The organism is Pelagibius sp. (assembly GCF_965227505.1).
In the GTDB taxonomy this organism is placed as follows: domain Bacteria; phylum Pseudomonadota; class Alphaproteobacteria; order Kiloniellales; family Kiloniellaceae; genus Pelagibius.
Map to the genome: position 1 here is coordinate 402243 of NZ_OZ245757.1, position 22727 is coordinate 424969.

Here is a 22727-nt window from a genome sequence, read left to right on the forward strand (position 1 = left end):
AGGCGCGCGGGCTTCAGCGGTCCTGCATGACCAGCCCGGGAATGGCCTTGATGGCCTGCCGCGTCGCCGGCGAGAGGCGGTAGCCGCCGCCAAGCGCCAGTTCGACCTCCTGTCCGTCCTCGAGAGCCAGCACCAGCTTTACCTTGCTGCGACCCCTGCCCTCGCGCTCCAAAAGCGACTTCAGACTGCCGAGCGGTGCGGGATCGTGCAGGTAAAGGTCCAGCCCCTTGGAGGCCTTGGCCGCCGCGTTGTCGAGGGGCTCCAGCGACTGTGCCGTCAGCCGCGGCTCATCCTCGCCGCGCTGCTCGACGGAGACCTTGAGCAGGAGCGGCTGACCGCCGTCCAGCAGTTCCCGGGCCTGGCTGAGGGTCTCGGAGAACAGGGTCACCTCAAAGACGCCGGCGGCATCGGTGAACTGAACGAAGGCCATGCGGCTGCCCTTGCGGCTGTTGAGCTCGCGCTTGCCGATGACGATCCCGGCCATGGTCACCAGGCCCCCGGCGCTCCCCTGCAGCACGTCGCTGCTGGTCGCCACCGCCATCTTTTCCAGCGTGGCGCCGTAGGTGTCGAGCGGATGGGCGGAAAGGTAGAAGCCGATGGCATCGAATTCGTGGTTCAGCCTTTCCATACCCGGCCAGTCCTCTACCGGCGGCAGCGGCAGGGGCGCCGGGCCCGCGTCGGCGACGGCGCCGAAGAGATTGACCTGCGCACTCTCGCGTTCATTGGCCGCGGCACTGGCGTGGCGGACGATGGTTTCGGCGGCGTGGTAGACCTGGGCCCGGTTCGGACAGAGCTGGTCGAAGGCGCCGGCACGGGCAAGGTTCTCGACCTGGCGCTTGTTGATCAGCTTCACGTCGACGCGCTGGGCGACGTCGCCCAGGCTCTTGAAGGGCCCCGCGCTCCGCCGCTCCTCGACCACCGCCTGCATGGCCGCTCCGCCGACGTTCTTCACCGCCGCCAGGGCATAGCGGATCGCCGCCGTGCCATCCTCCTGGACCTCCACCGAGAAATCGCGTTCCGAGCGGTTGATGTCGGGCGGCAGCAACGGGATACCGAGGCGCTGAAGCTCCTGCCGGAAAACGTTCAGCTTGTCGGTGTTGCCCATGTCGTAAGTCATCGAGGCGGCGATGAACTCGACCGGGTGATTGGCCTTCAGATAGGCGGTCTGATAGGCGACCAGGGCGTAGCCGGCGGAGTGGGCCTTGTTGAAGCCGTAGCCCGCGAACTTGTCGACCAGATCGAAGACGTAGGAGGCGCGGTCCTTCTTGACGCCCTTCTCCATGGCGCCCTTGACGAAGACGTCACGCTGGGCGTCCATCTCCGCCTTGATCTTCTTGCCCATGGCACGGCGGAGCAGATCGGCCTGGCCCAGGGTGTAGCCGGCGAAGACCTGGGCGATCTGCATCACCTGTTCCTGATAGATGATGACGCCGTAGGTGTCCTTCACCACCGGCTCGATGGTTTCGTGCAGGACCTCCGGCTGTTCGCGGCCGTACTTGCAGGCCACGTATTTCGGGATGTTCTCCATCGGCCCCGGGCGGTAGAGCGCCACCAGCGCGATGATGTCCTCGAAGGTGTCGACCCGCGCCTCGCGCAGCAGGCTGCGCATGCCGGAACTTTCAAACTGGAATACGCCGACGGTGTCGCCACGGCTCATCATCTCGAAGGTCTTGGGATCGTCCAACGGGATGTGGGCGAGGTCGACCGCCGTCCCCCGCCGCTCCAGGAGCCCGCAGGCGCGCACCAGGACCGTGAGCGTCTTGAGGCCGAGGAAGTCGAACTTCACCAGGCCCGCCTGCTCCACGTACTTCATGTTGAACTGGGTCACCGGCATGTCGGAGCGCGGGTCGCGGTAGAGCGGGACCAGTTTGTCCAGCGGGCGGTCGCCGATCACCACGCCGGCGGCATGGGTCGAGGCGTGGCGGTACAGCCCTTCCAGGCGCAGGGCGATGGTAATGAGGCGGTCCACCGCTTCGTCGTCGCGGCGCATCTCCTGAAGCTGCGGCTCGCCGTCGATGGCCTGCTGCAGGGTGACCGGATTGGCCGGGTTGTTGGGCACCAGCTTGCAGATGCGGTCGACCTGCGGATAGGGCATCTGCAGCACCCGGCCGACGTCCCGCAGGGCGGCCCTGGCCTGCAGCTTTCCGAAGGTGATGATCTGGGCCACATGGTCGCGGCCATACTTGTCCTGAACGTAGCGGATCACCTCGTCGCGGCGGTCCTGGCAGAAGTCGATGTCGAAGTCCGGCATCGACACGCGCTCGGGATTGAGGAACCGCTCGAACAGCAGGCCGAACCGCAGCGGGTCGAGATCGGTGATGGTCAGGGCCCAGGCGACGACGGAGCCGGCGCCGGAGCCGCGGCCCGGCCCCACCGGAATGTTGTGCGCCTTCGCCCACTTGATGAAGTCCGCAACGATCAGGAAGTAGCCGGCAAAGCCCATTTCCTGAATGACCTTCAGCTCGAAGGCCAGGCGTTCGCGGTAGGGCGCGGCAACCGCTTCGCGCTCCGCCGCTTCGACGCCCGGGAAGACCTGATCCTCCAGCCGCTTCTCCAGACCCGCTTCGGACTGGGCCTTCATCTCCTCTTCCTCGCTGCGCCCCGCCGTCGTCGGGAAGGCCGGCAGAATAGGCTTCACGAACTCGGGGAAGTAGGCGCAGCGCTCGGCGATCACCAGCGTGTTGTCGACCGCCTCCGGCAGGTCGGCGAAGAGCGCCCGCATCTCCGCCGCGGACTTGAAGCCGTGGTCCGGCGTCAGGCGGCGGCGGTCGCCCTGGGCGATGTACGCGCCTTCCGCGATACAGAGCAGAGCGTCGTGAGCCTCGTAATCGCCGGCACCCGGGAAATAGGCCTCGTTGGTGGCAACCAGCGGCACGTCGCGGGCGTAGGCCAGGTCCAGCAGCGGCCCCTCGATAGCGTCCTCTTCCGGCAGGCCGTGGCGCTGCAGTTCGATGTAGAGGCGCCCCGGGAAGATCGCCGCAAGGCGCTCAAGGAGGGCCTCGGCCGCGGGCCGCTGTCCTGCGGCAAGCAGGCGGCCCAGAGCGCCGGAGACGCCCGCGCTAAGCGCCAGAAGCCCCTCCGCATGCGCCCCTAGGACATCGAGGCTGACCTGGGCCGCCTCGCTGGGCTCGCTCTCCAGGAAGGCGACAGAAACGAGATGCATGAGGTTCCGGTAGCCGGTCTCGTTCTGAACCAGCAGCACGAGCTGGTCCGGCGGCGGCGGAGTGCCGTTGCGCTGTTCGGTGTCCGGGCGGCTGATCCCGAGCTGGCAGCCGATGATCGGCTGGATGCCGGTCTTCTGCGCTTCCTGGGCGAACTCCAGGGCGCCGAAGAGGTTGCCGCTGTCGGTGACAGCGACGGCGGGCATGCGCTGCTCCTCGCAGAGCTTCACCAGGGCCTTGGGGCGGATGGCTCCCTCGGAGAGCGAATAGGCGGAGTGAACCCGCAGATGAACGAAGTCGGCGCGTGACATCGGTCGAGTTTGCCTTCAGAGGGCGATTCGAGTCACGACCCAGGAGCTGTGAAGAGGTGCCGTTTCCTGGGGGTAAGTCGCATCTGACTGTGGAAGCGCAGGCTCCGACCCACGCGATGCGGGAAACTTTCTGAAATGCGCGGCGGCGGGCCCGAACAGATCCTGCCTAGGTGCGAAGGCTGGCTTCGATCTTCCGGACCACCTCCGAGCGGACCTTTGCCGAGAGGAAATGCGAAGGGATATACCGAAGCCCAGGCGCATATCGAGAAGGCCGAATCTCCTGACCTATGTAGTTCAGGATCTGCTGAGCGTGGTGCCTGTCCCAGGCCCAGAGGACCTGCCCGCGAACGATCCACTGCCAATACGCATCGTTTGGCCAAGAAAGCCTGTGTTTCCGGTTCGCATGGCAGGCCGGGCAAAGAACCAGGCCGTAGGTCAGCAACGGATAGCCATCGTTGCCGGTTCCTCCCCAACGCAGGAACTGGCAGGACCCAGAAGGCGCCTTCCACGCAAATTGGCTGGGGAAGCGCTCAACGACCGACCATCCGCCCCATTGATGAACCGGCTGATCGGAAGATGGCCGTCTATCGCGACCCAGAAACTCGAACGGCTCCTCGAAGCTGGCAAGTTCGCCGCAGTCCGGGCACTTGATGTCAATTGAACCGCAATTCACGGAATCCGACCTCAGGATCAACGTCAGGCAGTGGCGACGATTTGTGGGATCGGATGGTAGCCCGGCTCAGGCTTCGACGATATGCCCATGTTCCAGGCGCAGGATGCGGTCCATACGCCGGGCCAGGTCCATGTTATGGGTGGCGATCAGCGCCGCCAGGCCACCATTGCGCACGAGGCCGACCAACTGGGCGAAGACCCCGTCGGCGGTGTCGGGATCCAGGTTGCCGGTGGGCTCGTCGGCCAGCAGGACCGAGGGATCGTTGGCAAGACCGCGGGCGATGGCCGCACGCTGCTGCTCGCCGCCCGAGAGGCGGGCCGGACGGTGGTCCGCCCGTGGCGTGAGGCCGACGGAGTCCAGGAGCGCCGCCGCCCGGGCCTTCGCGTCCGACCGCCCCACTCCGGCGATCATCTGCGGCAGGATCACGTTCTCCAGCGCCGAGAACTCGGGCAGCAGGTGATGGTACTGATAGACAAAGCCGATGGCGCGCCGGCGCAGCGCCGTGCGCGCGTTGTCGGAGAGTTTCAGGCAGGGCTCACCGTCGATCAGCACCTCGCCGTCGTCCGGCTTTTCGAGAAGACCGGCGATATGCAGCAAGGTCGATTTGCCGGCGCCCGAGGGGCCGACCAGAGCCACCATCTCCCCCGACCGTAAGGCGAAGGAGGCATCGTTCAGCACCTCCAGTTCGTTGCGGCCCTGCCGGAAGACGCGCTTGACCTGCCGCAGTTCCAGGTTCGGAGCCGCATTGCCGCCGCGCGTCCCCTCGACCGCCTCCTTGGCAGCCTCATTCATAGCGCAGGGCCTCAACCGGATCGAGGCGCGCCGCCCGCCAGGCCGGATAGAGCGGCGCCAGGAAAGAGAGCGCCAAAGCGAAGATCACGACGACGATGACCTCCGCCGGGTCCACCACCGCCGGCAGGCGCGAGAGGAAGTAGATTTCCGGATCGAAGATGGTCCGCCCGGTCAGGTTCTGCAGGCCTTCGCGCAGGGTTTCGATGTTGGCGGCAAACGCCAGCCCCAGGCAGAATCCCGCCACGGTGCCGATGACCCCGGTGCTGGCGCCGCTCAGGAGGAAGATGCGCAGGATCATCCCCCGCGTCGCCCCCATGGTGCGCAGAATGGCAATGTCGCGCCCCTTGTCCTTCACCACCATTGTCTGACCGGAGATGACGTTGAGGGCCGCGACCACGGTGATCAGCGACAGGATCAGCGCCATCACGTTGCGCTCGACCTGAATGGCGTTGAAGAAGCTGGCATTGGTCTGCTGCCAGTCCACCGTGCGGAACCCCGGGCCCAGTTCACGCTGCAGGTCGTACCGCGCCTCAAGCGCCTCGTCCGGATCGCCGACGAAGACCTCCAGGGCGTTCACCGCCTCCGGCAGGCGGAAGAAAAGCTGCGCCGCCTCCAGGGGCATGTAGATGAAGCTGTTGTCGTACTCGTACATCTCCACATCGAAAAGCGCCGCGACTTGGTAGGTCTTCATGCGCGGGACGGTGCCCACCACGGTGGTGGTGCCCTGCGGCGCCACCAGACGCACGCTGTCGCCCACCCTGAGACCAAGCTGCCGCGCCAGCCGGTGACCCATCAGGACGCCGTCCTCAGCGCCATAGTCGGAAAGGCTGCCGGCGACGATGTTCTCGGCGAGGATGGGCCGCGCCTGCACGTCCGCGCGACGCATGCCGCGGACCAGGGCGCCGGTCGCAGCCCCCTGGGCCGTCACCATGACCTGTCCCTGAATCTGCGGGGTCGCCGAGGCGATGCCGTCCACCGCCAGCAGGCGCGTGGTGAGGTCGTCGAAGCCCTGCATGCCGCCGCCGTCGGCGTAGACCGTGAGATGGCCGTTGACGCCGAGAATGCGCGACAGCAGCTCCTGGCGAAAGCCGTTCATGACGGCCATGACAATGATCAGGGCCGCGACGCCGATCGCGATCCCCAGAATGGAGAAGGCGGCGATGAGGGAGACCGTGCCCTCCTGCTTGCGGGCCCGCAGGTAACGCAGCGCCACCATGCGCTCGAAAGCGTCGAAGACCATCAGGCCGCCGAATTGGCCAGGCGGGCGACGGCGGCATCGGGCGAGAGCTCTTCGCGCTCCTCGTTGCCGCCGCGGCGCTTCATCTCGACGACGCCGTTCTTCAGGCCACGGGGGCCGACCACGAGCTGCCAGGGCAGGCCGATGAGATCCATGGATGCAAACTTGGCACCGGCGGGCATGTCGCGGTCGTCATAGAGCACCTCGACCCCCGCTTCGACCAACTGGCCGTAGAGCGTGTCGCAGGCCGTCGTGCAGTCGGTATCGGTGGCCCGCAGGTTGATCAGCCCGAGCTTGAACGGCGCCACGGATTCCGGCCAGACGATGCCGTTGTCGTCATGGCTGGCCTCGATGATGCCGCCGACGAGGCGCGACACGCCGATGCCGTAGGACCCCATGTGGATCGGCACGGTCTGGTCGTCCGGCGTCGTCACCAGGGCGCCCAGGGGTTCCGAATACTTGGTGCCGAAGTAGAAGATGTGGCCGACCTCGATGCCGCGGCCGACGTAGCGCCTGGTCTCAGGCACCTCGGCCTCGAAAAGCGCCTGATCGTGCTTCTCGTCGGTGCGGGCATAGAGGTTGGTGAAGTAGTCCACCACCTTCTGGACGCCGCCGTCATCCTGGTAGTCGAAGTCCTCGCCCAGGACATCGTGGTCGAGGAAGTCGCGGTCGCAGTAGACCTCCGACTCCCCGGTCTCCGCCAGCACGATGAACTCGTGGCTGAGATCGCCGCCGATAGGGCCGGTGTCGGCCTCCATGGGGATTGCCTTCAGGCCAAGGCGGGCGAAGGTCCGAAGGTAGGCGACGAACTGGCGCTGATAGGCCCGCCGGGCGCCGTCGTAGTCGAGGTCGAAGGAATAGGCATCCTTCATCAGGAACTCGCGTCCGCGCATGACGCCGAAACGTGGCCGCACCTCGTCGCGGAACTTCCACTGGATATGATAGAGCCCCTTGGGCAGATCGCGGTAGCTCTTGGCGCCGTTGCGGAAGATCTCGGTGATGAGCTCTTCGTTGGTCGGCCCGTAGAGCATTTCGCGCTCATGCCGGTCCTGGATGCGCAGCATCTCCTTGCCGTAGTCGTCGTAGCGGCCCGACTGCTTCCAGAGGTCCGCCGACTGGATGGTCGGCATCAGGAGTTCCTGGCAACCGGAGGCGTCCTGTTCCTCGCGGACGATCTGCTCGATCTTGCGCAGGACCCGATAGCCCAACGGCAGCCAGGAGTAGATCCCCGCCGAGGCCTGGCGGACCATCCCCGCGCGCAGCATCAGACGGTGGGAGACGATCTCCGCTTCCTTCGGGGTCTCCTTCAGGGTGGGCATAAAGTACTGCGAAAGGCGCATGCGATACTCTGGCGGTAAGCTCTGGCAGTGAATACAGGGCCCACGGCGACCGGGGCCAGACCGGCCGGGGCCAAAGCGGGAGGTGAAGGTTGTATATGGGAAGCCCCGGGGCTTGTCCATGCCGCGGCGGCGCCTCTCCGCCTCTGCCAACGGCCCTTACTTGTTTCCTTCTTCGCCCCGCAGGATGCGCTGGCAGCGGGCGGCGAGCTCGGCTTCGGCCTCGGACTGCAGGGGCTGGCCGTTGAAAAAGGCCTCGCCCGTGGCGAGATCGACGGTCACCTCGCCGACAAAAGCATCAGCATCGAAGTTGACGCCCCCGGCGGGAATCCCGAAGCGGTCGAAAAGATCCACCTCAATGGGGATGACCACGGCCCGCGGCAGCGCCAGAGGCGGTGCCGCACCCGGCTCCGACGCCCCCAGGTCGGCCGGGGCCACCGGCCTGCCCCGCACGTCCACGCCGGGCTGATAGTCGACGTCGGCCGCCGGCAGATGCCGAACGAGCCTCTGGCAGTCGGACCGGGAGATGGTGAGGTAGGGCTGCTCGGCCAGGGCCGGCGCGGCTGTCCCCGCCGCAAGCCACAACCCGAGGAAAGCGGCCCGGAGGGTTGAAAACGAAGCCATCGGCGAGCCTAGGGCGCCGCCGCTTAACAAAGCCATAAGGATTTTCGCGGGAGTCGGACCCTGGCGGGGCAAATACCAGAGGCAAAACCGTGTCATGTAAGCTGTTGTTGCGATGCAATATGCACTTCTGCGCAGAACCCGATAGAAAAAAGATGACGAACGATCCCGTTTACGCTAATAGTAGTGCCCCGTAAGAACTGCCTAATGAAAGGCAGCGCGGCCCAGGTTTAGGGTGGAAACGCCTGATAGACGGCACTTTGGGTCGTCCAATAAAATGAGGGTTCTAGAAGGAACTCCGCAACCTGACAGGGAACTGGCAACGGCAAGCCTTGAGCTTGCCTATTTTTTTGCCCTTTTGGCCTTTTCGGGGCCTGTCTTTTTCGCATTTGCGGCGTCCATCCACGGCGGGTTCAGGCGGGCGATCCTCTTGTAGACCGGGCAGCTTTCCCGATGGGCACCGGGCAGATACCCGATGCTCATCAGAAACTCGCCGACAATCTCGCCGCCGGTGAACTTGAAGGTCCTGCGGAACAGCTTGACCCAGTCCTCCTTGGGAAGCGGATGCTGGGCAGCGATCCAGCCGCCAAACGATCCGTGCTCGGCGCGCAGGGCTACGATGCGCTGCGCATTCTCGATGGCCGCGTTGACCTTCAGCCTGTTGCGGATGATGCCGGCATCGGCCAGCAGGCGCGCCCTTTCCTTCTCGCCATAGGCCGCCACCCGGTCGATATCGAACCCGTCATAGGCGGCCCGAAAGTTATCGCGCTTCTTCAGCATCAGTTCCCAGGAGAGCCCGGCCTGGTTGATCTCCAGGATCAGCCGCTCGAAGAGCACGGCCTCGTCGTCGACCGGAAACCCGTATTCATGATCGTGATAGTAGGCATGAATAGGGTTGCCGGGCGCAAAGTCGCAATAGCTGCTCATACAAAGAGGTCCCGGAGAAGAACCGAGGGGATGCTGCCGGCCGGAACGCTAGGCATTCGGGCGAAAGCTGATCCAGTCCTGCTCGATAATGAAGAAGATGACCGTGAAGATGACGGCGGAAATCAAGGTCGTGGCCAGGACCTTGCGCCACAGCATGGGGCGCTCCGGCGCCCCCACCTCATGGCCGGGAGGCGGGTTCTCGAGCCGTTTCACACCGAACGGCAGCGTGGTCAGGAAGACCACGCACCAGACCATGCAGTAGACCAGGATGCCGGTGAACCAGTTCATTGGGCGACCTCAGGCCTGCTCCAACTCAACCAGAGTTCCGCAGAAGTCCTTGGGATGTAGAAACAGCACCGGCTTGTCGTGGGCGCCGATTTTCGGCTCGCCGTCGCCCAGAACCCGGGCGCCTTCGGCTTTCAGATGATCGCGGGCAGCGAGGATATCGTCGACCTCGTAGCAAACATGATGCATCCCGCCGGCCGGATTGCGCTCCAGGAACGCGGCGATGGGCGAGTTGTCGCCCAAGGGATGAAGCAGTTCGATCTTGGTGTTGGGCAGGGTGACGAAAATCACCGTCACGCCGTGGTCGGGCTGCGGCACGGGATCCGAGACCTCGGCGCCCAGCATGCTGCGGTAGACCGCGGCGCCGGCCTCCAGGTCCGGCACGGCAATGGCGATGTGGTTCAAGCGTCCGATCATTCTGCATCTCCTCTCGTCATCGACACCCCAGACTATTCGAAGCGGATCACGTGGACCATGGTTACCGGCTTCTTGCCGAGCAGGCGGTTGACCGTACGGCGCACGGCCTGCCCGACGACTTCCTCTACTGCCATATCGTCACGGCGCTCACGCTTGCCAAGGCGCTGGACGGCATCGCGGACCGCGCGGTCAATCTCTGCCAGTTCCTCCTGCTCCTCCTGGGGTTCGAAGAGGCCGGCCGTGCTGATCTCGGGATCGCCATCCAACTGTCCGCGCTCGTCCAGGACCACGGTCACCGCCGCGGCCCCGTTGAACACCATCTTCTGCCGGCTCTTCACCACCGGGCTGTTGAGCGGCAGGAGCCGCCGCCCCTCGTAAGCCAGGCGGCCGGCTGGAACCTGGTCGACGATCCGCGCGTCGCCCGGCGCCAACTGGATCATCGCGCCGTTGCGGGCGACGATCTGCTGCGGGATCTGGCACTCCTTGGCGATCTGGGCGTGGGCGGCCAGATGGCGTAGCTCGCCGTGTACCGGCACCGCGACCCGCGGGCGCACCCATTGGTACATCTGGATTAGTTCTTCGCGCCCGGGATGGCCGGAAACGTGAATGTCGTGATCGCGGTCGTCGATGATGTCGATCCCGGCCTCGACCAGGGCGTTCTGCAACTCGAAGATCTTGGTCTCATTGCCCGGAATGACCCGTGACGAGAACACCACGGCATCGCCGCGGTCAAGCGCCACCGCAGGATGATCGCCGCGCGCCAGACGCCAGAGGGCGGCGCGCGGCTCGCCCTGGCTTCCCGTGCAGAGGAGCATCACTTCGTCGCGCGGCAGATAGTCGATTTCGTCTTCCGACAGAAAGGGGGTATGCCCCTTCAGGTAGCCGCTCTCCTCCGCGCAGTCGACGATGCGGTGCATGGAGCGGCCGAGCAGGCAGACGCGCCGGCCGGTTTCCTCAGCCACGCGGATGACCGTTTCCAGCCGCGCGACGTTGCTCGCGAAACAGGCAACGGCAACCCGCTGTTTGAGCCCGGAGATCACGGCGCGGAGGTGTTCCCGCACTTCGGCCTCGGACCCGGCCTCGCCGGGCACCATGGCGTTGGTCGAATCTCCCACCATGGCCAGCACGTCTTCCTCGGCGAGGGCCTTCAACCGCGACTCGTCGTAGTTGTCGCCCACGAGCGGGTCGGGATCCAGCTTCCAGTCGCCGGTGTGAAGCACCGTCCCCGCCCCGGTGCGGATCACCACGGCATTGGGCTCCGGGATCGAGTGGGTCAGCGTGATCAGCTCAATGTCGAAAGGGCCGACGGAAAACTGGCCGGAGAGCGGTACTTCCGTGAGCGGCACCTCCTCCAGCAAGCCGAACTCCGCCAGCTTGCGCCGCAGCAGGGCGGCGGTGAAACGGGTCGCATAGACCGGACAACGCAGCATCGGCCAGAGATAGGGAACGGCACCGATGTGATCTTCATGGGCATGGGTCAGCACCAGTCCGGCCAGATCCTCGCGCCGCTCCTCGATGAAGAGGGAATCCGGCATCAGCACATCGATGCCCGGCAGGCGACCGTCGGCAAAGGTGATGCCGAGATCCACCATCAGCCAGGCGCCCTTGTGGCCGTAGAGATTGAGGTTCATGCCGATTTCGCCGGTCCCGCCGAGCGGCAGGAAATACAGGCTTTCGGCGCCGAGATCGGCGGCGGCGTAATCGCCCTCCATGCCCTCAGGCTCCCGCATTCGCCGCGTGGATCAGGCAGAGACCGCGCAGCGTCAGGTCTTGATCGACGGCCTCGATGACCGAGGTCGCTTCGGCATAGATCGGGGCCAGGCCGCCGGTGGCAATCACCTTCATGGGCTGACCGTACTCTTCGCGAATGCGTGCAACCAGCCCTTCGATCAGCCCGACGTAGCCCCAGTAGATGCCGGACTTCATGCCCGGGACCGTGTCCTTGCCGATCACATGCTCGGGCCGCTCGATCTTCACCCGCGGCAACTGTGCGGCCGCGCGGTAGAGCGCCTCGCTGGAGTGCTGGGCCGAGGGCGCAATCACGCCCCCCTCGTAGGCGCCGTCCGGACCGATGATGTCAAAGGTGGTCGCGGTCCCGAAGTCGATGGCGATCAGCGGTCCGCCGTAGCTGTGATGGGCGGCGACGGCGTTGACCAGGCGGTCGGCGCCGACATTCTCTGGCCTGTCCATGCGCACCTGGATACCCAGATCGACCTGGGGATCGCCGATCACCATGGGCTTGGCCTGAAAAAACGACTCGCAGAGCGCCGTCAGGTGGTAGGCGGCGGCGGGGACCACGTTGGCGATGATCGCTTCCGTGACATCGGCCGGCCGCAGGTCCTCCAGGGTCATCAACTGCGTGAGCCAGACGGCATATTCGTCGGCGGTGCGCTTGGAGTCGCTGGACGCACGCCATTTGGCTCTGAGCGTCTCCCCATCGAAAATCGAGAAAACGACATTGGTGTTTCCGGCATCGACGGCAAGCAGCATCGGTTCTCCTTCCCCGCCCTGTTATCGGGCCATGGGGAAGTAGACCTCCCCCGCCGAGATGCTGCGCTGGCTGCCGTCCGGCAAAGTCAGCTTGAGGGCGCCCCGCGGATCGAGATCCTCAAAGCGACCGGTCAGGGTTTCCTGCGGCAGCCGCACCTCGATCTCCTTCGACAGGCCCTCGGCATGGTTCAGCCAGGCCTGACGGATCGGCGCGAAGCCGTCGTCAAGCCAGCGGTTGATCCAGGAAAGGCAATGGCGGCTGAAGGACTCCAGCAGGTCGATGGCCGTCACGCTGCCGGGGCAGCCTTCGAAGTGCAGGCTGGTGGCGGGGAAACGCGTCTGGGTCGGAAAAGAGGTTACGTTGGCACCAATTCCGATCACCAGCCAATCGAGGCCGCCGTCAGCTTTGCTCTTGGACTCCAGGAGGATACCCGCACCCTTGCGGCCATTGAAGAGAACGTCGTTGGGCCATTTGTAGGTGACCTCGATCATTGGCGGCGCCACGCTGCCGACCGCATCGCCCAGCGCAAGCGCGGCCAGGAAGCTCAACTGCGCGGCCTCCTCCAGCCGGCAGTCCGGCCGCACGATCAGGGAAAAGAAGAGATTGCCCTGGTCGCTGTCCCAGCCGCGGTCCTGACGCCCATAGCCCGCGGTCTGCCGCTTAGCCCAGATCAGGGTGCCGTCCTCGGCGCCGTCCTCGGCGCGGCGCTTGGCCTCGCTGCTGGTGCTGTCGATCTCCTCCAGCTGAACCAGGCGGTAGGCCGGGGGCAGCTTCGGCACCCGGTCCTTCGATGCCGCGGGTGTCATCCCTCGAACAGCGAGGCGGCCGCAAAAGCCGTGCCGTCGCCCAGGGGCGCGAACCAGACCGTGGTCAGCAGGATCAGAAGGCTGGCGCAGGCGACGATCGCCGTCATCTCGCGACCGATGGGCCGGTCGAAGGCCTCCACCGGCTCATCGAAATACATCAGCTTGACGATCCGCAGATAGTAGAAGGCGCCAACCACCGAACTCAGGACGCCGGCGACGGCAAGGACATAGAGCCCGGCCTCGATGGCGGCGAGGAAGATGTAGAACTTGCCGAAGAAGCCGACCAGCGGCGGGATGCCGGCCATGGAGAACATGAAGGTGGCCAGCGCGAAGGCCATGCCGGGGTTGGTCTTGCTCAGGCCCTTCAGGTCCTCGATCCCCTCTACCATGATGTCCTTCTGACGCATGCAGAGGATACAGGCGAAGGTGCCGAGGTTCATGACGAGGTAGATCGTCAGATAGATCAGGATACCCTGAACCCCCTGCTCCGTGCCGGCGGCAAGACCGATCAGCGCATAGCCGATATGACCGATGGAGCTGTAGGCCATCAGGCGCTTGATATTGGTCTGGCTGATCGCCGCGATGGCCCCCAGAACCATGGACGCCAGGGCGATGAACCAGATGATCTGCTGCCACTGCGCCACCAGGTCGCCGAAGGGCTCGATCATCACTCGCACGATCAGGGCCATAGCCGCCATCTTGGGGGCGGTGGCGAAGAAGGCCGTCACCGGCGTCGGCGCGCCCTCGTAGACATCCGGCGTCCACATGTGGAAGGGCACGGCTGAGATCTTGAAGGCAAGGCCCGCGGCCAGGAACACGATACCGACGATCAGACCGATGGGTGGTGCTTCGTCCGCGGCGTTCATCTGCGCCATCAGCCCGGCCAGCCCTTCGAAGGAGGTGGTGCCGGCGAAGCCGTAGACCATGGACATGCCGTAGAGCAGCATGCCGGACGACAGCGCGCCCAGGACGAAATACTTGAGCCCCGCCTCGCTCGAGCGCAGGTGATCGCGGCGGAAAGCCGCCACGACGTAGAGCGAAAGGCTTTGCAGTTCGAGGCCCAGGTAAAGCGACAGCATGTCGTTGGCCGAGATCATCAGCAACATGCCGAGGGTCGCAAAGAGGATCAGCACCGGATACTCGAAGCGCGCCATCCCCTCCCGCTCGATGAAGCGGATGGACATCACCAGAGTGACCGCCGAGCCCACCAGCGCCAGCAGCTTCATGAAGTCGCCGAAGGCATCGGCGACGAAGAGGCGGTTGAGGGCGACCTCGTCGCGGCCCATGGTGACCAGGATCATGACGAAGGCCACGGCAAAGAGCGCCACCGTCAGCCAGAGAACCAGGCGCGTGCCGCCGTTGCCGCGGAAGACCCCCAGCATCAGCAGGGCCATGCCGCCGATCGCGAGCAGCAGTTCCGGCAGGACCGCCGTCAGGTTCAGTTCGGTCATCGCCCCCTCCTAACGCGTCGGCCAGAGGCCGGCAAGCAGCGGGCCCTCGGCGCCGGCAAGCGCAAGTTGATAGTTCTCCACCAGGCGTTCGACCGAGGGCGCCATCACATCGATGAAGGACGCGGGGTAGATGCCCATCCAGAGCACCAGGACGACCAGCGGGGCGAAGACCGCCTTCTCGCGCCAATCCATGTCGAGAATGGACTTCAGGTCGTCCTTGGTGATCTTCCCGAAAATGATGCGCCGGTAGAGGTAAAGCATATAGGCCGCGCCCAGCACCATGCCGGTGGCCGCCAGCAGCGCGACCCAGGTATTGACCTGGAAGGCGCCCACCAGCACCAGGAACTCTCCGATAAAGCCGCTGGTGCCCGGCAGCCCGACAGAGGCCAGCATGAAGAGCATGAAGACCAGGGCATAGGCCGGCATGCGCTCGACGAGGCCGTCGTAACGCTCGATCAGGCGCGTGTGCATACGGTCGTACACAACACCGACGATCAGGAAGAGTGCGGCCGAGACGATGCCGTGCGACAGCATCTGGAAGATCGCGCCCTCGATCCCCTGCTGATTGGCGACGAAGATGCCGATGGTCACGAAGCCCATATGGGCCACGGAGGAATAGGCGATCAGCTTCTTCATGTCCTCCTGGGCCAGAGCCACGAGGGAGGTGTAGATCACCGCGATGACCGAAAGGCCGAAGACCATGGGGGCGAAGAAGTCGGAGGCCAGCGGCATCATCGGCAGCGAGAAGCGCAGGAAGCCGTAGCCGCCCATCTTCAGGAGCACGCCGGCCAGGATGACCGAGCCGGCGGTCGGCGCTTCCACGTGGGCGTCCGGCAACCAGGTGTGGACCGGCCACATCGGGATCTTCACGGCAAAGGACGCGAAGAAGGCCAGCCACAGCCAGGCCTGCATAGAGGCCGGGAAGCCGTGCGCCAGCAGGGTCGGGATATCGGTGGTGCCGGCGTCGAAGTACATGGCGAGGATCGCCAGCAGCATCAGCACCGAACCCAGCAGGGTGTAGAGGAAGAACTTGAAGGCCGCATAGACGCGCCGGCCGCCGCCCCAGATGCCGATGATCAGGAACATCGGGATCAGCACGCCTTCGAAGAAGATGTAGAAGACCACCAGATCGAGCGCGCAGAACATGCCCACCATCAGCGTCTCGAGCACGAGGAAGGCGACCATGTATTCCTTCACCCGCGTCTGGATGGCGTTCCAACTGGCCAGCACGCAGAGCGGTGTCAACAGCGTCGAGAGCAGGACGAACATCATCGAGATGCCGTCGACGCCCATGTGGTAGCTGATGTTGAAGGCCGGGATCCAGTCGACCCGCTCGACGAACTGGAAGTCCGCCGAGTTGCGGTCGAACCCGGTCCAGAGGAACAGCGAGACGATGAAGGTGACGAAAGACGTCCAGAGCGCCATGTAGCGCGCGTTCTTCGCCACCACGGCCTCGTCTTCATGACGCCCGATCAGCAGGATGATCAGCGCCCCGACCAGCGGCAGGAAGGTGATCGTCGAAAGAAGCGGCCAACCCGTCATCGCGTGATCACCCCAGCTGGCTCAAGATGTACCAGGTAACCAGGATCACGACCCCGATCAGCATGGCAAAGGCATAGTGGTAGACGTAGCCGCTCTGCAGCAGCGAGGCACGGCGCGAGATATTGCGGGTCGTGGCCGCAATGCCGTCGGGCCCGAGGCCGTCGATGACGGCACCGTCGCCGCCCTTCCAGAGACCGAAGCCGATCAACCGCGCCGGACGCACGAAAACCCGGTCGTAGAGCTCGTCGAAATACCACTTGTTGAAAGAGAAGAGGTAGAGCGGGCGCAGCGACCGCGCCAGTTGGCCCGGCAGGTCCGGCGAGCGGATGTACATCAGCCAGGCGATGGCGATGCCGATGAGCCCGGCAACCAGCGGCGAGGCCTTTACCCAGAAGGGCACGTGGTGCGCCTCCTCCACCGTGTTGTTGCCCGGCAGGACCAGCAGCGACTCGCCCCAGAACGCGTTCATGCCGTCGCCGACGAAGAAGTAATACATCCCGCCGCCGGCGATCACCGCGCCCAGCGCCAGGAAGTAAAGCGGGATCAGCATCACCTGCGGCGACTCGTGAATGTGGTCCATCACTTCCTTGGACGCCCGCGGTTTGCCATGGAAGGTCATGAACATCAGGCGGCAGGAATAGAAGGCCGTCATTGCGGCGGCGGAGACGCCGACGATAAAGGCGAAGGTTCCGTGGCCCGAGTGGTCGGCATAGGCCGCCTCCACCACGATGTCCTTGGAGAAGAAGCCGGCAAAGCCGATCGGCGTGCCCGGAATGCCGATGCCCAGGAGCGACAGGGTGCCGATCCACATCAGGATGTAGGTCATGGGAATCATCTTGTAGATGCCCCCCATCCGGCGCATGTCCTGCTCGTCCGACATGGCATGGATGACCGAACCGGCGCCGAGGAACAGCAGCGCCTTGAAGAAGGCGTGGGTCATCAGGTGGAAGATCGCTGCCGAATAGGCCGATACGCCGATGGCAAAGAACATATAGCCGAGCTGGGAGCAGGTCGAATAGGCGATGACCCGCTTGATGTCGTTCTGGGTCAGGCCGACGCTGGCGGCGAAGAAGGCCGTCAGGGCGCCGATGTAGGTGACCAGCTCCAGGGCGGTGGGCGCGTACTCGAACATCGGCGAGAGGCGCGCGACCATGAAGACGCCGGCTGTCACCATGGTCGCGGCATGGATCAGGGCGGAAACCGGGGTCGGGCCCTCCATGGCGTCCGGCAGCCAGGTATGGAGCCCAAGCTGCGCCGACTTGCCCATGGCGCCGATGAACAGAAGGATGCAGATGATGGTCAGCGCATGGCCCTCGATGCCGAAGGCGACGAACTCGGCATCGGCCATGCCGGGAACCGCGGCGAAGACCTCGTCGAAGCCGGCGGCCCCGAAGAGCACGAAGGCCCCGCAGATGCCCAGCGCGAAGCCGACATCGCCGACGCGGTTGACGAGGAAAGCCTTGATGGCCGCTGCGCAGGCGCTGGGCCGCTCGTACCAGAAGCCGATCAGCAGGTAGGACGCCAGGCCGACGCCTTCCCAACCGAAGAACATCTGCACGAAGTTGTCGGCAGTCACCAACATCAGCATGAAGAAGGTGAAGAGGCTCAGGTAGGCGAAGAAGCGCGGCTTGGCCTTGTCGTGCGACATGTAGCCGACGGAGTAGATGTGCACCATGGAGGAAACCCAGGTGACAACCACCAGCATGACCGCCGTCAGGGTGTCGACGCGCAGCGCCCAGCTGACCTCGAAGCTGCCGGAATCGATCCAGGTGAAAAGCTCCGTGGTGCGCGCATTGCCGGCGATGGCGACGTCGTAGAAAACGATGCCGGAGAGGATCGCCGAAACGACCAGCAGGCTGCAGGTGACCAGCATGGAAACGCGGTCGCCGATCCAGGGCCCGAAGAACCCGGCGACGATCGCGCCCAGAAGGGGCAGCAGGACGATGAGTTGATCCATGAGAGCGGCCTTCCCCTAGCCCTTCATCATGTTGATGTCTTCGACCTCGATGGAGCCACGGTTGCGGAAGTACACAACCAGGATGGCCAAGCCGATGGCGGCCTCCGCCGCCGCCACGGTCAGGACGAACATGGCGAAGACCTGCCCGACCAGATCCTGCAGATGGGTCGAGAAGGCGACGAGGTTGATGTTGACCGCAAGCAGCATCAGTTCGATGGACATCAGGATGATGATGACGTTCTTACGATTGAGGAAGATTCCGAAGATCCCCAGCGTAAAGAGGATGGCGGCGACGGTCAGATAGTGGCCAAGCCCGATTTCCAGCATCTGCCTAGACCCCGCTTCCGGTTGGGATCTGCTTCACCTCGACCGCTTCCTCGCGGGTACGACTGGTCTGCTCCGCGATGGACTGCCGCCGCACGCCCTCGCGCTGGCGCAGGGTCAGCACGATGGCCCCGACCATGGCCACCAGCAGGATGAGGCCCGCCGCCTGGAAGAGGTAGACGTAGTCGGTGTAGATCACATTGCCCAGGGCGCGGGTGTTGTGCAGGTCGCCTGCCGGCGCCGCCGGGACGGCGGCAAGGGTTTCGGCCGCCGGCGCCACCACCCAGGCGACGCCGACCAGAACGAGTTCCACCAGCAGGATCAGCCCGATCATCGCCCCCAGGGGCAGATACTGCATGAAGCCTTCGCGCATCTGCACGAAGTTGATGTCCAGCATCATCACCACGAAGAGGAAGAGAACGGCGACCGCGCCCACATAGACGACGACCAGGATCATAGCGAGGAACTCGGCGCCCATCAGGACGAAGAGGCCGGCCGAGTTGAAGAACGCCAGGATCAGGAAGAGAACGGAATGCACCGGGTTGCGCGAGGTGATCACCATCACGCCGGCAGCCACGGTCACGGCCGCAAAGAGGTAGAAGGCCAAGCCCTGTAGGATCATGGCTGACCTCCTCCCGCCATCGCCCGCGGGCTGCCGCCCTGGGCACTTGCTACTGCGCGCACGGTACTTCCCCCAATCACATGCCCACTTGGTGCGTCTTCCGCCGCGTCTTAGCGGTAGGGCGCGTCCAATTCAAGGTTCTGGGCGATCTCGGTTTCCCAGCGATCGCCGTTATCCAACAGCTTTTCCTTGTTGTAGAAGAGCTCCTCGCGGGTCTCCGCCGCGAATTCGAAGTTCGGCCCTTCGACGATGGCATCCACCGGACAGGCTTCCTGACAGAAGCCGCAGTAGATGCACTTGGTCATATCGATATCGTAGCGCGTCGTGCGCCGGCTCCCGTCGGCGCGCGGTTCGGCTTCGATGGTGATGGCCTGGGCCGGGCAGATCGCCTCGCAGAGCTTGCAGGCGATGCAGCGCTCCTCGCCGTTGGCATAGCGCCTGAGCGCATGCTCGCCGCGGAACCGCGGGCTCAAGGGGCCCTTTTCGTGGGGATAATTCAGGGTCACTTTCGGCTTGAAGAAGTACCGCAGCGTCAGCGACATGCCGGACAGCAGTTCGCTGAGCAACAAGCTCTTCAGGCCACGTTCCATCATGCCCATGTCATTGCTCCTGCCTTACTGGCGGGGTCTGCAGCATCGCCTTGCCCTCAGGTCTGCGGCACGAGGTCGAAGGCGACCAGAACACCAGCGGTCAGCACCACCCAGAACAGCGAGAAGGGCAGAAACACCTTCCAGCCCAGGCGCATCAGCTGGTCATAGCGATAGCGTGGGAAGGTGGCCCTCACCCACAGCATGCAGAAGAGTACGAGGGCGACCTTCAGGGCCAGCCAGATCGGCCCGGGTATCCAGTTGAAGGGCGCTATATCGAACGGCGGCAGCCAGCCGCCGAGGAACAGGATCGCGGTCATCGCGCTCATCAGGATCATGTTGGCGTACTCGCCGAGGAAGAAGAGCGCGAAGCTCATGGAGGAGTATTCCACCATGAAGCCCGCCACCAGCTCCGACTCGCCTTCCGGCAGGTCGAAGGGGGAGCGGTTGGTCTCGGCCAGGACCGAGACGAAGAAAATGATGAACATCGGGAACATCGGCAGCCAGAACCAGCTGAAGATCCCGTAGGCCCCGTCCTGGGCCCGCACGATCTCCGTCAGGTTCAGCGAGCCGACCAGCAGCAGGACGGTGATGATCACGAAGCCCATGGAGACCTCGTAGGACACCATCTGCGCCGCCGACCGCAAGGCCCCCAGGAAGGGATACTTCGAGTTGGAGGCCCAGCCGGCCATGATCACGCCGTAGACGCCGAGCGACGAAATCGCGAAGAGGTAGAGAATCCCGACGTTGATGTCGGCCAGCACCAGGCCGTAGTCGAAGGGGATCACCGCCCAGCCGATCAGCGCCAGGACAAAGGTCAGCATGGGCGCCATCAGGAAGACCACCCGGTTGGCGCCCGCGGGCAGGATGGTTTCCTTGAACAGCAGCTTTACGGCATCGGCGATGGGTTGCAACAGCCCGAAGGGCCCGACGACGTTGGGGCCCTTGCGCAGCTGCATGGCGCCGATGACCTTGCGCTCGGCATAAGTCAGGTAGGCCACGCCCAGCAGCAGCGGCACCAGGACCGCCAGAATCTGAAGAACAATAAAGGCGCCCTGGCCCAGCGGGTTGTTGTTCAGAAAGAACCAGACATCGGCGTAGAAATCAGCCATCGGTGCCGGTCGCCTCCCCCTTGGCGCCCAGGCCGATCGCCTCGGTGCATTCGGCCATGGTCACCGACGCCCGGCTGATCGGGTCGGTCATGTAGAAGTTGCCGATCGGCGAGACGAAGGGATCGCTGCCCATCGCGCCGTCCTGGCCGAAATCGCCCCAGGCCGCCGGTTCGATCTGATCGATGGCGGAGAACAGCGGGTTGACCTCGATCAGGGTCTGGCGCAGTTCGCCCAGATTGTCATAGGGCAGGCGCTGGCCGATCACCTCCGAAAGCGCCCTGAGGATGGTCCAGTCCTCCCGCGCCTCGCCGGGCGGGAAGCTGGCGAGGCGCGCAAGCTGCACGCGCCCCTCGGTGTTCACGTAGGTGGCGTTCTTCTCCGGATAGGCCGCTCCCGGCAGGATCACGTCGGCACGGTGCGCACCGGCATCGCCGTGGTGACCCTGATAGATGACGAAAGGCCCCTCGCCCGACCGGCCGAGGCCGCTCATGTCGATCTCGTCCGCCCCCAGCAGATAGACGGCTTCGATGGAGCCGTCCGACGCTCCCTGAAGGATGCCCTCCAGATCGCGGCCGCCGGGCCCCGGCAGGAAGCCCAGGTCGAGGCCGGCCACACGCCCGGCAGCGGTGTGCAGCACGTTGAAGCCGTTCCAGCCGTCGCGGACCATGCCGAAGCGCTCGGCCAGCTTGCGCGCCGTGGCCAGCACGGCTGCGCCGTCTGCGCGCGCCAGCGCGCCCATGCCGAGGATCAGCATCGGCCGCTCGGCCTTCTCCAGGATCTCGGCGAAGCCCCCGCGCCCCTCCGCCAGTTCCGCGAGACTGTCGGGTCCGGCGCCGAGATAGTCGTAGGGGAAGGTCAGGTCGATACGCTGGCCGATCAGGCCCGCCTTCAAACCGCCCATCAGGAAGCGCTTGCGCAGCCGCGCGTTCACCATGGCCGCTTCCCAGCGCGGATTGGTGCCGATCATCAACACCGAATCGGCCTGTTCGATCCCGGCGATGGAGGTGTTGAAGAGATAGCCGGCGCGGAACGACGGGTCGAGCTTGGCGCCGTCCTGGCGGCAGTCCAGGTTCTGCGAGCCCAGGCCGTTCATCAGCTGCTTCAGCGCCAGCATGGACTCCGCATCGCAGAGATCACCGGCGATGGCGGCGATCTTGTCCCCGCTGATCCCTTTCAGGCGTTCCCCGATCGCCTTGAAGGCCTCGGCCCATGACACCGCTTCCAGGCGTCCTTCGCCGTTGCGCAGATAAGGCCGGTCGAGACGCTGCCGTGCGAGCCCGTCGCAGGCGTGGCGGGTCTTGTCGGAGATCCACTCCTCGTTGATCTCCTCATGCAGGCGCGGCAGAACCCGCATCACCTCGCGCCCGCGGCTGTCGATGCGCACGTTCGAACCCACGGCGTCCATGACGTCGATGGAGTCGGTCTTGCGCAGTTCCCAGGGCCGCGCCGCGAAGGCATAGGGCCGGGAGGTCAGGGCGCCGACCGGACAGACGTCAACCATGTTGCCCGAAAGCTCTGAGTTTACCGCCTTCTCCAAGGTCGTGATCTCGGCATGCTCGCCGCGGTTCACCAGACCGATTTCTTCCACGCCGGCCACCTCCGTGGCGAAGCGCACACAGCGCGTGCACTGGATGCAGCGCGTCATGATGGTCTTGATGAGCGGGCCCATATACTTCTCGGTGACCGCGCGCTTGTTCTCCTGATAGCGGCTGCGGTCGAAGCCGTAGGCCATGGCCTGGTCCTGCAGGTCGCACTCTCCGCCCTGGTCGCAGATCGGGCAGTCCAGAGGGTGGTTGATCAACAGGAATTCCATGACCCCCTGGCGGGCCTTGCGGACGGTGTCCGTATTGGTCTTGATGACCATGCCCTCGCCCACCGGCATGGCGCAGGAGGCGATCGGCTTTGGCGCACGTTCCATCTCCACCAGGCACATGCGGCAGTTGCCGGCGACCGAGAGGCGGTCGTGGTAACAGAACCTTGGGATCTCGACGCCCGCCAGTTCGCAGGCCTGCAGAACGGTCAGGCCGTCCGCGACCTCGATTTCCCTGCCGTCGATCGTCAGCTTCGGCATCGC

The 22727-nt window shown here is 64.9% G+C and carries 19 protein-coding genes; all 19 read right to left on the reverse strand.

All coding sequences use genetic code 11. The features are described from left to right. Nucleotides 1-13: 13 nt before the first annotated feature. Nucleotides 14-3472: a DNA polymerase III subunit alpha gene (gene dnaE / locus ACO06P_RS01880; protein ID WP_420348322.1), complete on the reverse strand. Its 3459-nt coding sequence runs from the start codon at nt 3470-3472 to the stop codon at nt 14-16. Between the two features lie 739 nt (nt 3473-4211). Then, nucleotides 4212-4937, reverse strand: coding sequence for an ABC transporter ATP-binding protein (locus ACO06P_RS01885; RefSeq protein WP_420348323.1), 726 nt, complete (start codon nt 4935-4937; stop codon nt 4212-4214). Beyond that, nucleotides 4930-6177 carry a lipoprotein-releasing ABC transporter permease subunit gene (locus ACO06P_RS01890; RefSeq protein ID WP_420348324.1) on the reverse strand — a complete coding sequence of 416 codons (1248 nt, stop codon included), beginning with the start codon at nt 6175-6177 and terminating at the stop codon, nt 4930-4932. Before ACO06P_RS01890 ends, ACO06P_RS01885 begins: the two co-directional genes overlap by 8 nt. After that, nucleotides 6177-7514, reverse strand: a complete 1338-nt coding sequence (gene proS / locus ACO06P_RS01895; protein ID WP_420348325.1) for a proline--tRNA ligase — start codon at nt 7512-7514, stop codon at nt 6177-6179. The genes ACO06P_RS01890 and proS overlap by 1 nt, the downstream gene beginning before the upstream one ends. 156 nt (nt 7515-7670) lie before the next feature. Further along, on the reverse strand, nt 7671-8135 hold the full coding sequence (locus ACO06P_RS01900) for a hypothetical protein (protein WP_420348326.1): 465 nt from the start codon (nt 8133-8135) through the stop codon (nt 7671-7673). Between the two features lie 339 nt (nt 8136-8474). Then, a complete protein-coding gene (locus ACO06P_RS01905) occupies nt 8475-9059 on the reverse strand; it encodes a DNA-3-methyladenine glycosylase I (protein WP_420348327.1) in 585 nt (194 codons plus the stop codon). 48 nt (nt 9060-9107) lie between these two features. Next, entirely contained in the window at nt 9108-9347 is a 240-nt protein-coding gene (locus ACO06P_RS01910; RefSeq protein ID WP_420348328.1) for a DUF1467 family protein, read from the reverse strand. Between the two features lie 9 nt (nt 9348-9356). Continuing rightward, the gene (gene mce / locus ACO06P_RS01915) at nt 9357-9761 is read right to left on the reverse strand and encodes a methylmalonyl-CoA epimerase (protein ID WP_420348329.1); all 405 of its coding nucleotides are present in this window, start codon (nt 9759-9761) and stop codon (nt 9357-9359) included. A gap of 32 nt (nt 9762-9793) precedes the next feature. After that, nucleotides 9794-11473 carry a ribonuclease J gene (locus tag ACO06P_RS01920; RefSeq protein WP_420348330.1) on the reverse strand — a complete coding sequence of 560 codons (1680 nt, stop codon included), beginning with the start codon at nt 11471-11473 and terminating at the stop codon, nt 9794-9796. 4 nt (nt 11474-11477) lie between these two features. Beyond that, nucleotides 11478-12251, reverse strand: coding sequence for a type III pantothenate kinase (locus ACO06P_RS01925; RefSeq protein ID WP_420348331.1), 774 nt, complete (start codon nt 12249-12251; stop codon nt 11478-11480). A gap of 21 nt (nt 12252-12272) precedes the next feature. Beyond that, nucleotides 12273-13031 (reverse strand): biotin--[acetyl-CoA-carboxylase] ligase, encoded by a 759-nt coding sequence (locus ACO06P_RS01930; protein ID WP_420348332.1) that lies wholly within the window; start codon nt 13029-13031, stop codon nt 12273-12275. 23 nt (nt 13032-13054) lie between these two features. Beyond that, the gene (nuoN, locus tag ACO06P_RS01935) at nt 13055-14509 is read right to left on the reverse strand and encodes an NADH-quinone oxidoreductase subunit NuoN (protein WP_420348333.1); all 1455 of its coding nucleotides are present in this window, start codon (nt 14507-14509) and stop codon (nt 13055-13057) included. Between the two features lie 9 nt (nt 14510-14518). Continuing rightward, nucleotides 14519-16051, reverse strand: a complete 1533-nt coding sequence (locus ACO06P_RS01940; RefSeq protein WP_420348334.1) for an NADH-quinone oxidoreductase subunit M — start codon at nt 16049-16051, stop codon at nt 14519-14521. Between the two features lie 7 nt (nt 16052-16058). Beyond that, a complete protein-coding gene (gene nuoL, locus ACO06P_RS01945) occupies nt 16059-18008 on the reverse strand; it encodes an NADH-quinone oxidoreductase subunit L (RefSeq protein ID WP_420348335.1) in 1950 nt (649 codons plus the stop codon). 15 nt (nt 18009-18023) lie between these two features. After that, a complete protein-coding gene (gene nuoK, locus ACO06P_RS01950; protein WP_367575451.1) occupies nt 18024-18335 on the reverse strand; it encodes an NADH-quinone oxidoreductase subunit NuoK in 312 nt (103 codons plus the stop codon). Between the two features lie 4 nt (nt 18336-18339). Next, complete coding sequence (locus ACO06P_RS01955; RefSeq protein WP_420348336.1) at nt 18340-18954, reverse strand: NADH-quinone oxidoreductase subunit J; 615 nt, start codon at nt 18952-18954, stop codon at nt 18340-18342. Between the two features lie 110 nt (nt 18955-19064). Further along, complete coding sequence (gene nuoI, locus ACO06P_RS01960) at nt 19065-19553, reverse strand: NADH-quinone oxidoreductase subunit NuoI (RefSeq protein WP_420348337.1); 489 nt, start codon at nt 19551-19553, stop codon at nt 19065-19067. A gap of 47 nt (nt 19554-19600) precedes the next feature. Beyond that, the gene (gene nuoH / locus ACO06P_RS01965) at nt 19601-20653 is read right to left on the reverse strand and encodes an NADH-quinone oxidoreductase subunit NuoH (RefSeq protein ID WP_420348338.1); all 1053 of its coding nucleotides are present in this window, start codon (nt 20651-20653) and stop codon (nt 19601-19603) included. Further along, nucleotides 20646-22724 carry an NADH-quinone oxidoreductase subunit NuoG gene (gene nuoG / locus ACO06P_RS01970; protein WP_420348339.1) on the reverse strand — a complete coding sequence of 693 codons (2079 nt, stop codon included), beginning with the start codon at nt 22722-22724 and terminating at the stop codon, nt 20646-20648. The genes nuoH and nuoG overlap by 8 nt, the downstream gene beginning before the upstream one ends. Nucleotides 22725-22727 lie beyond the last annotated feature (3 nt).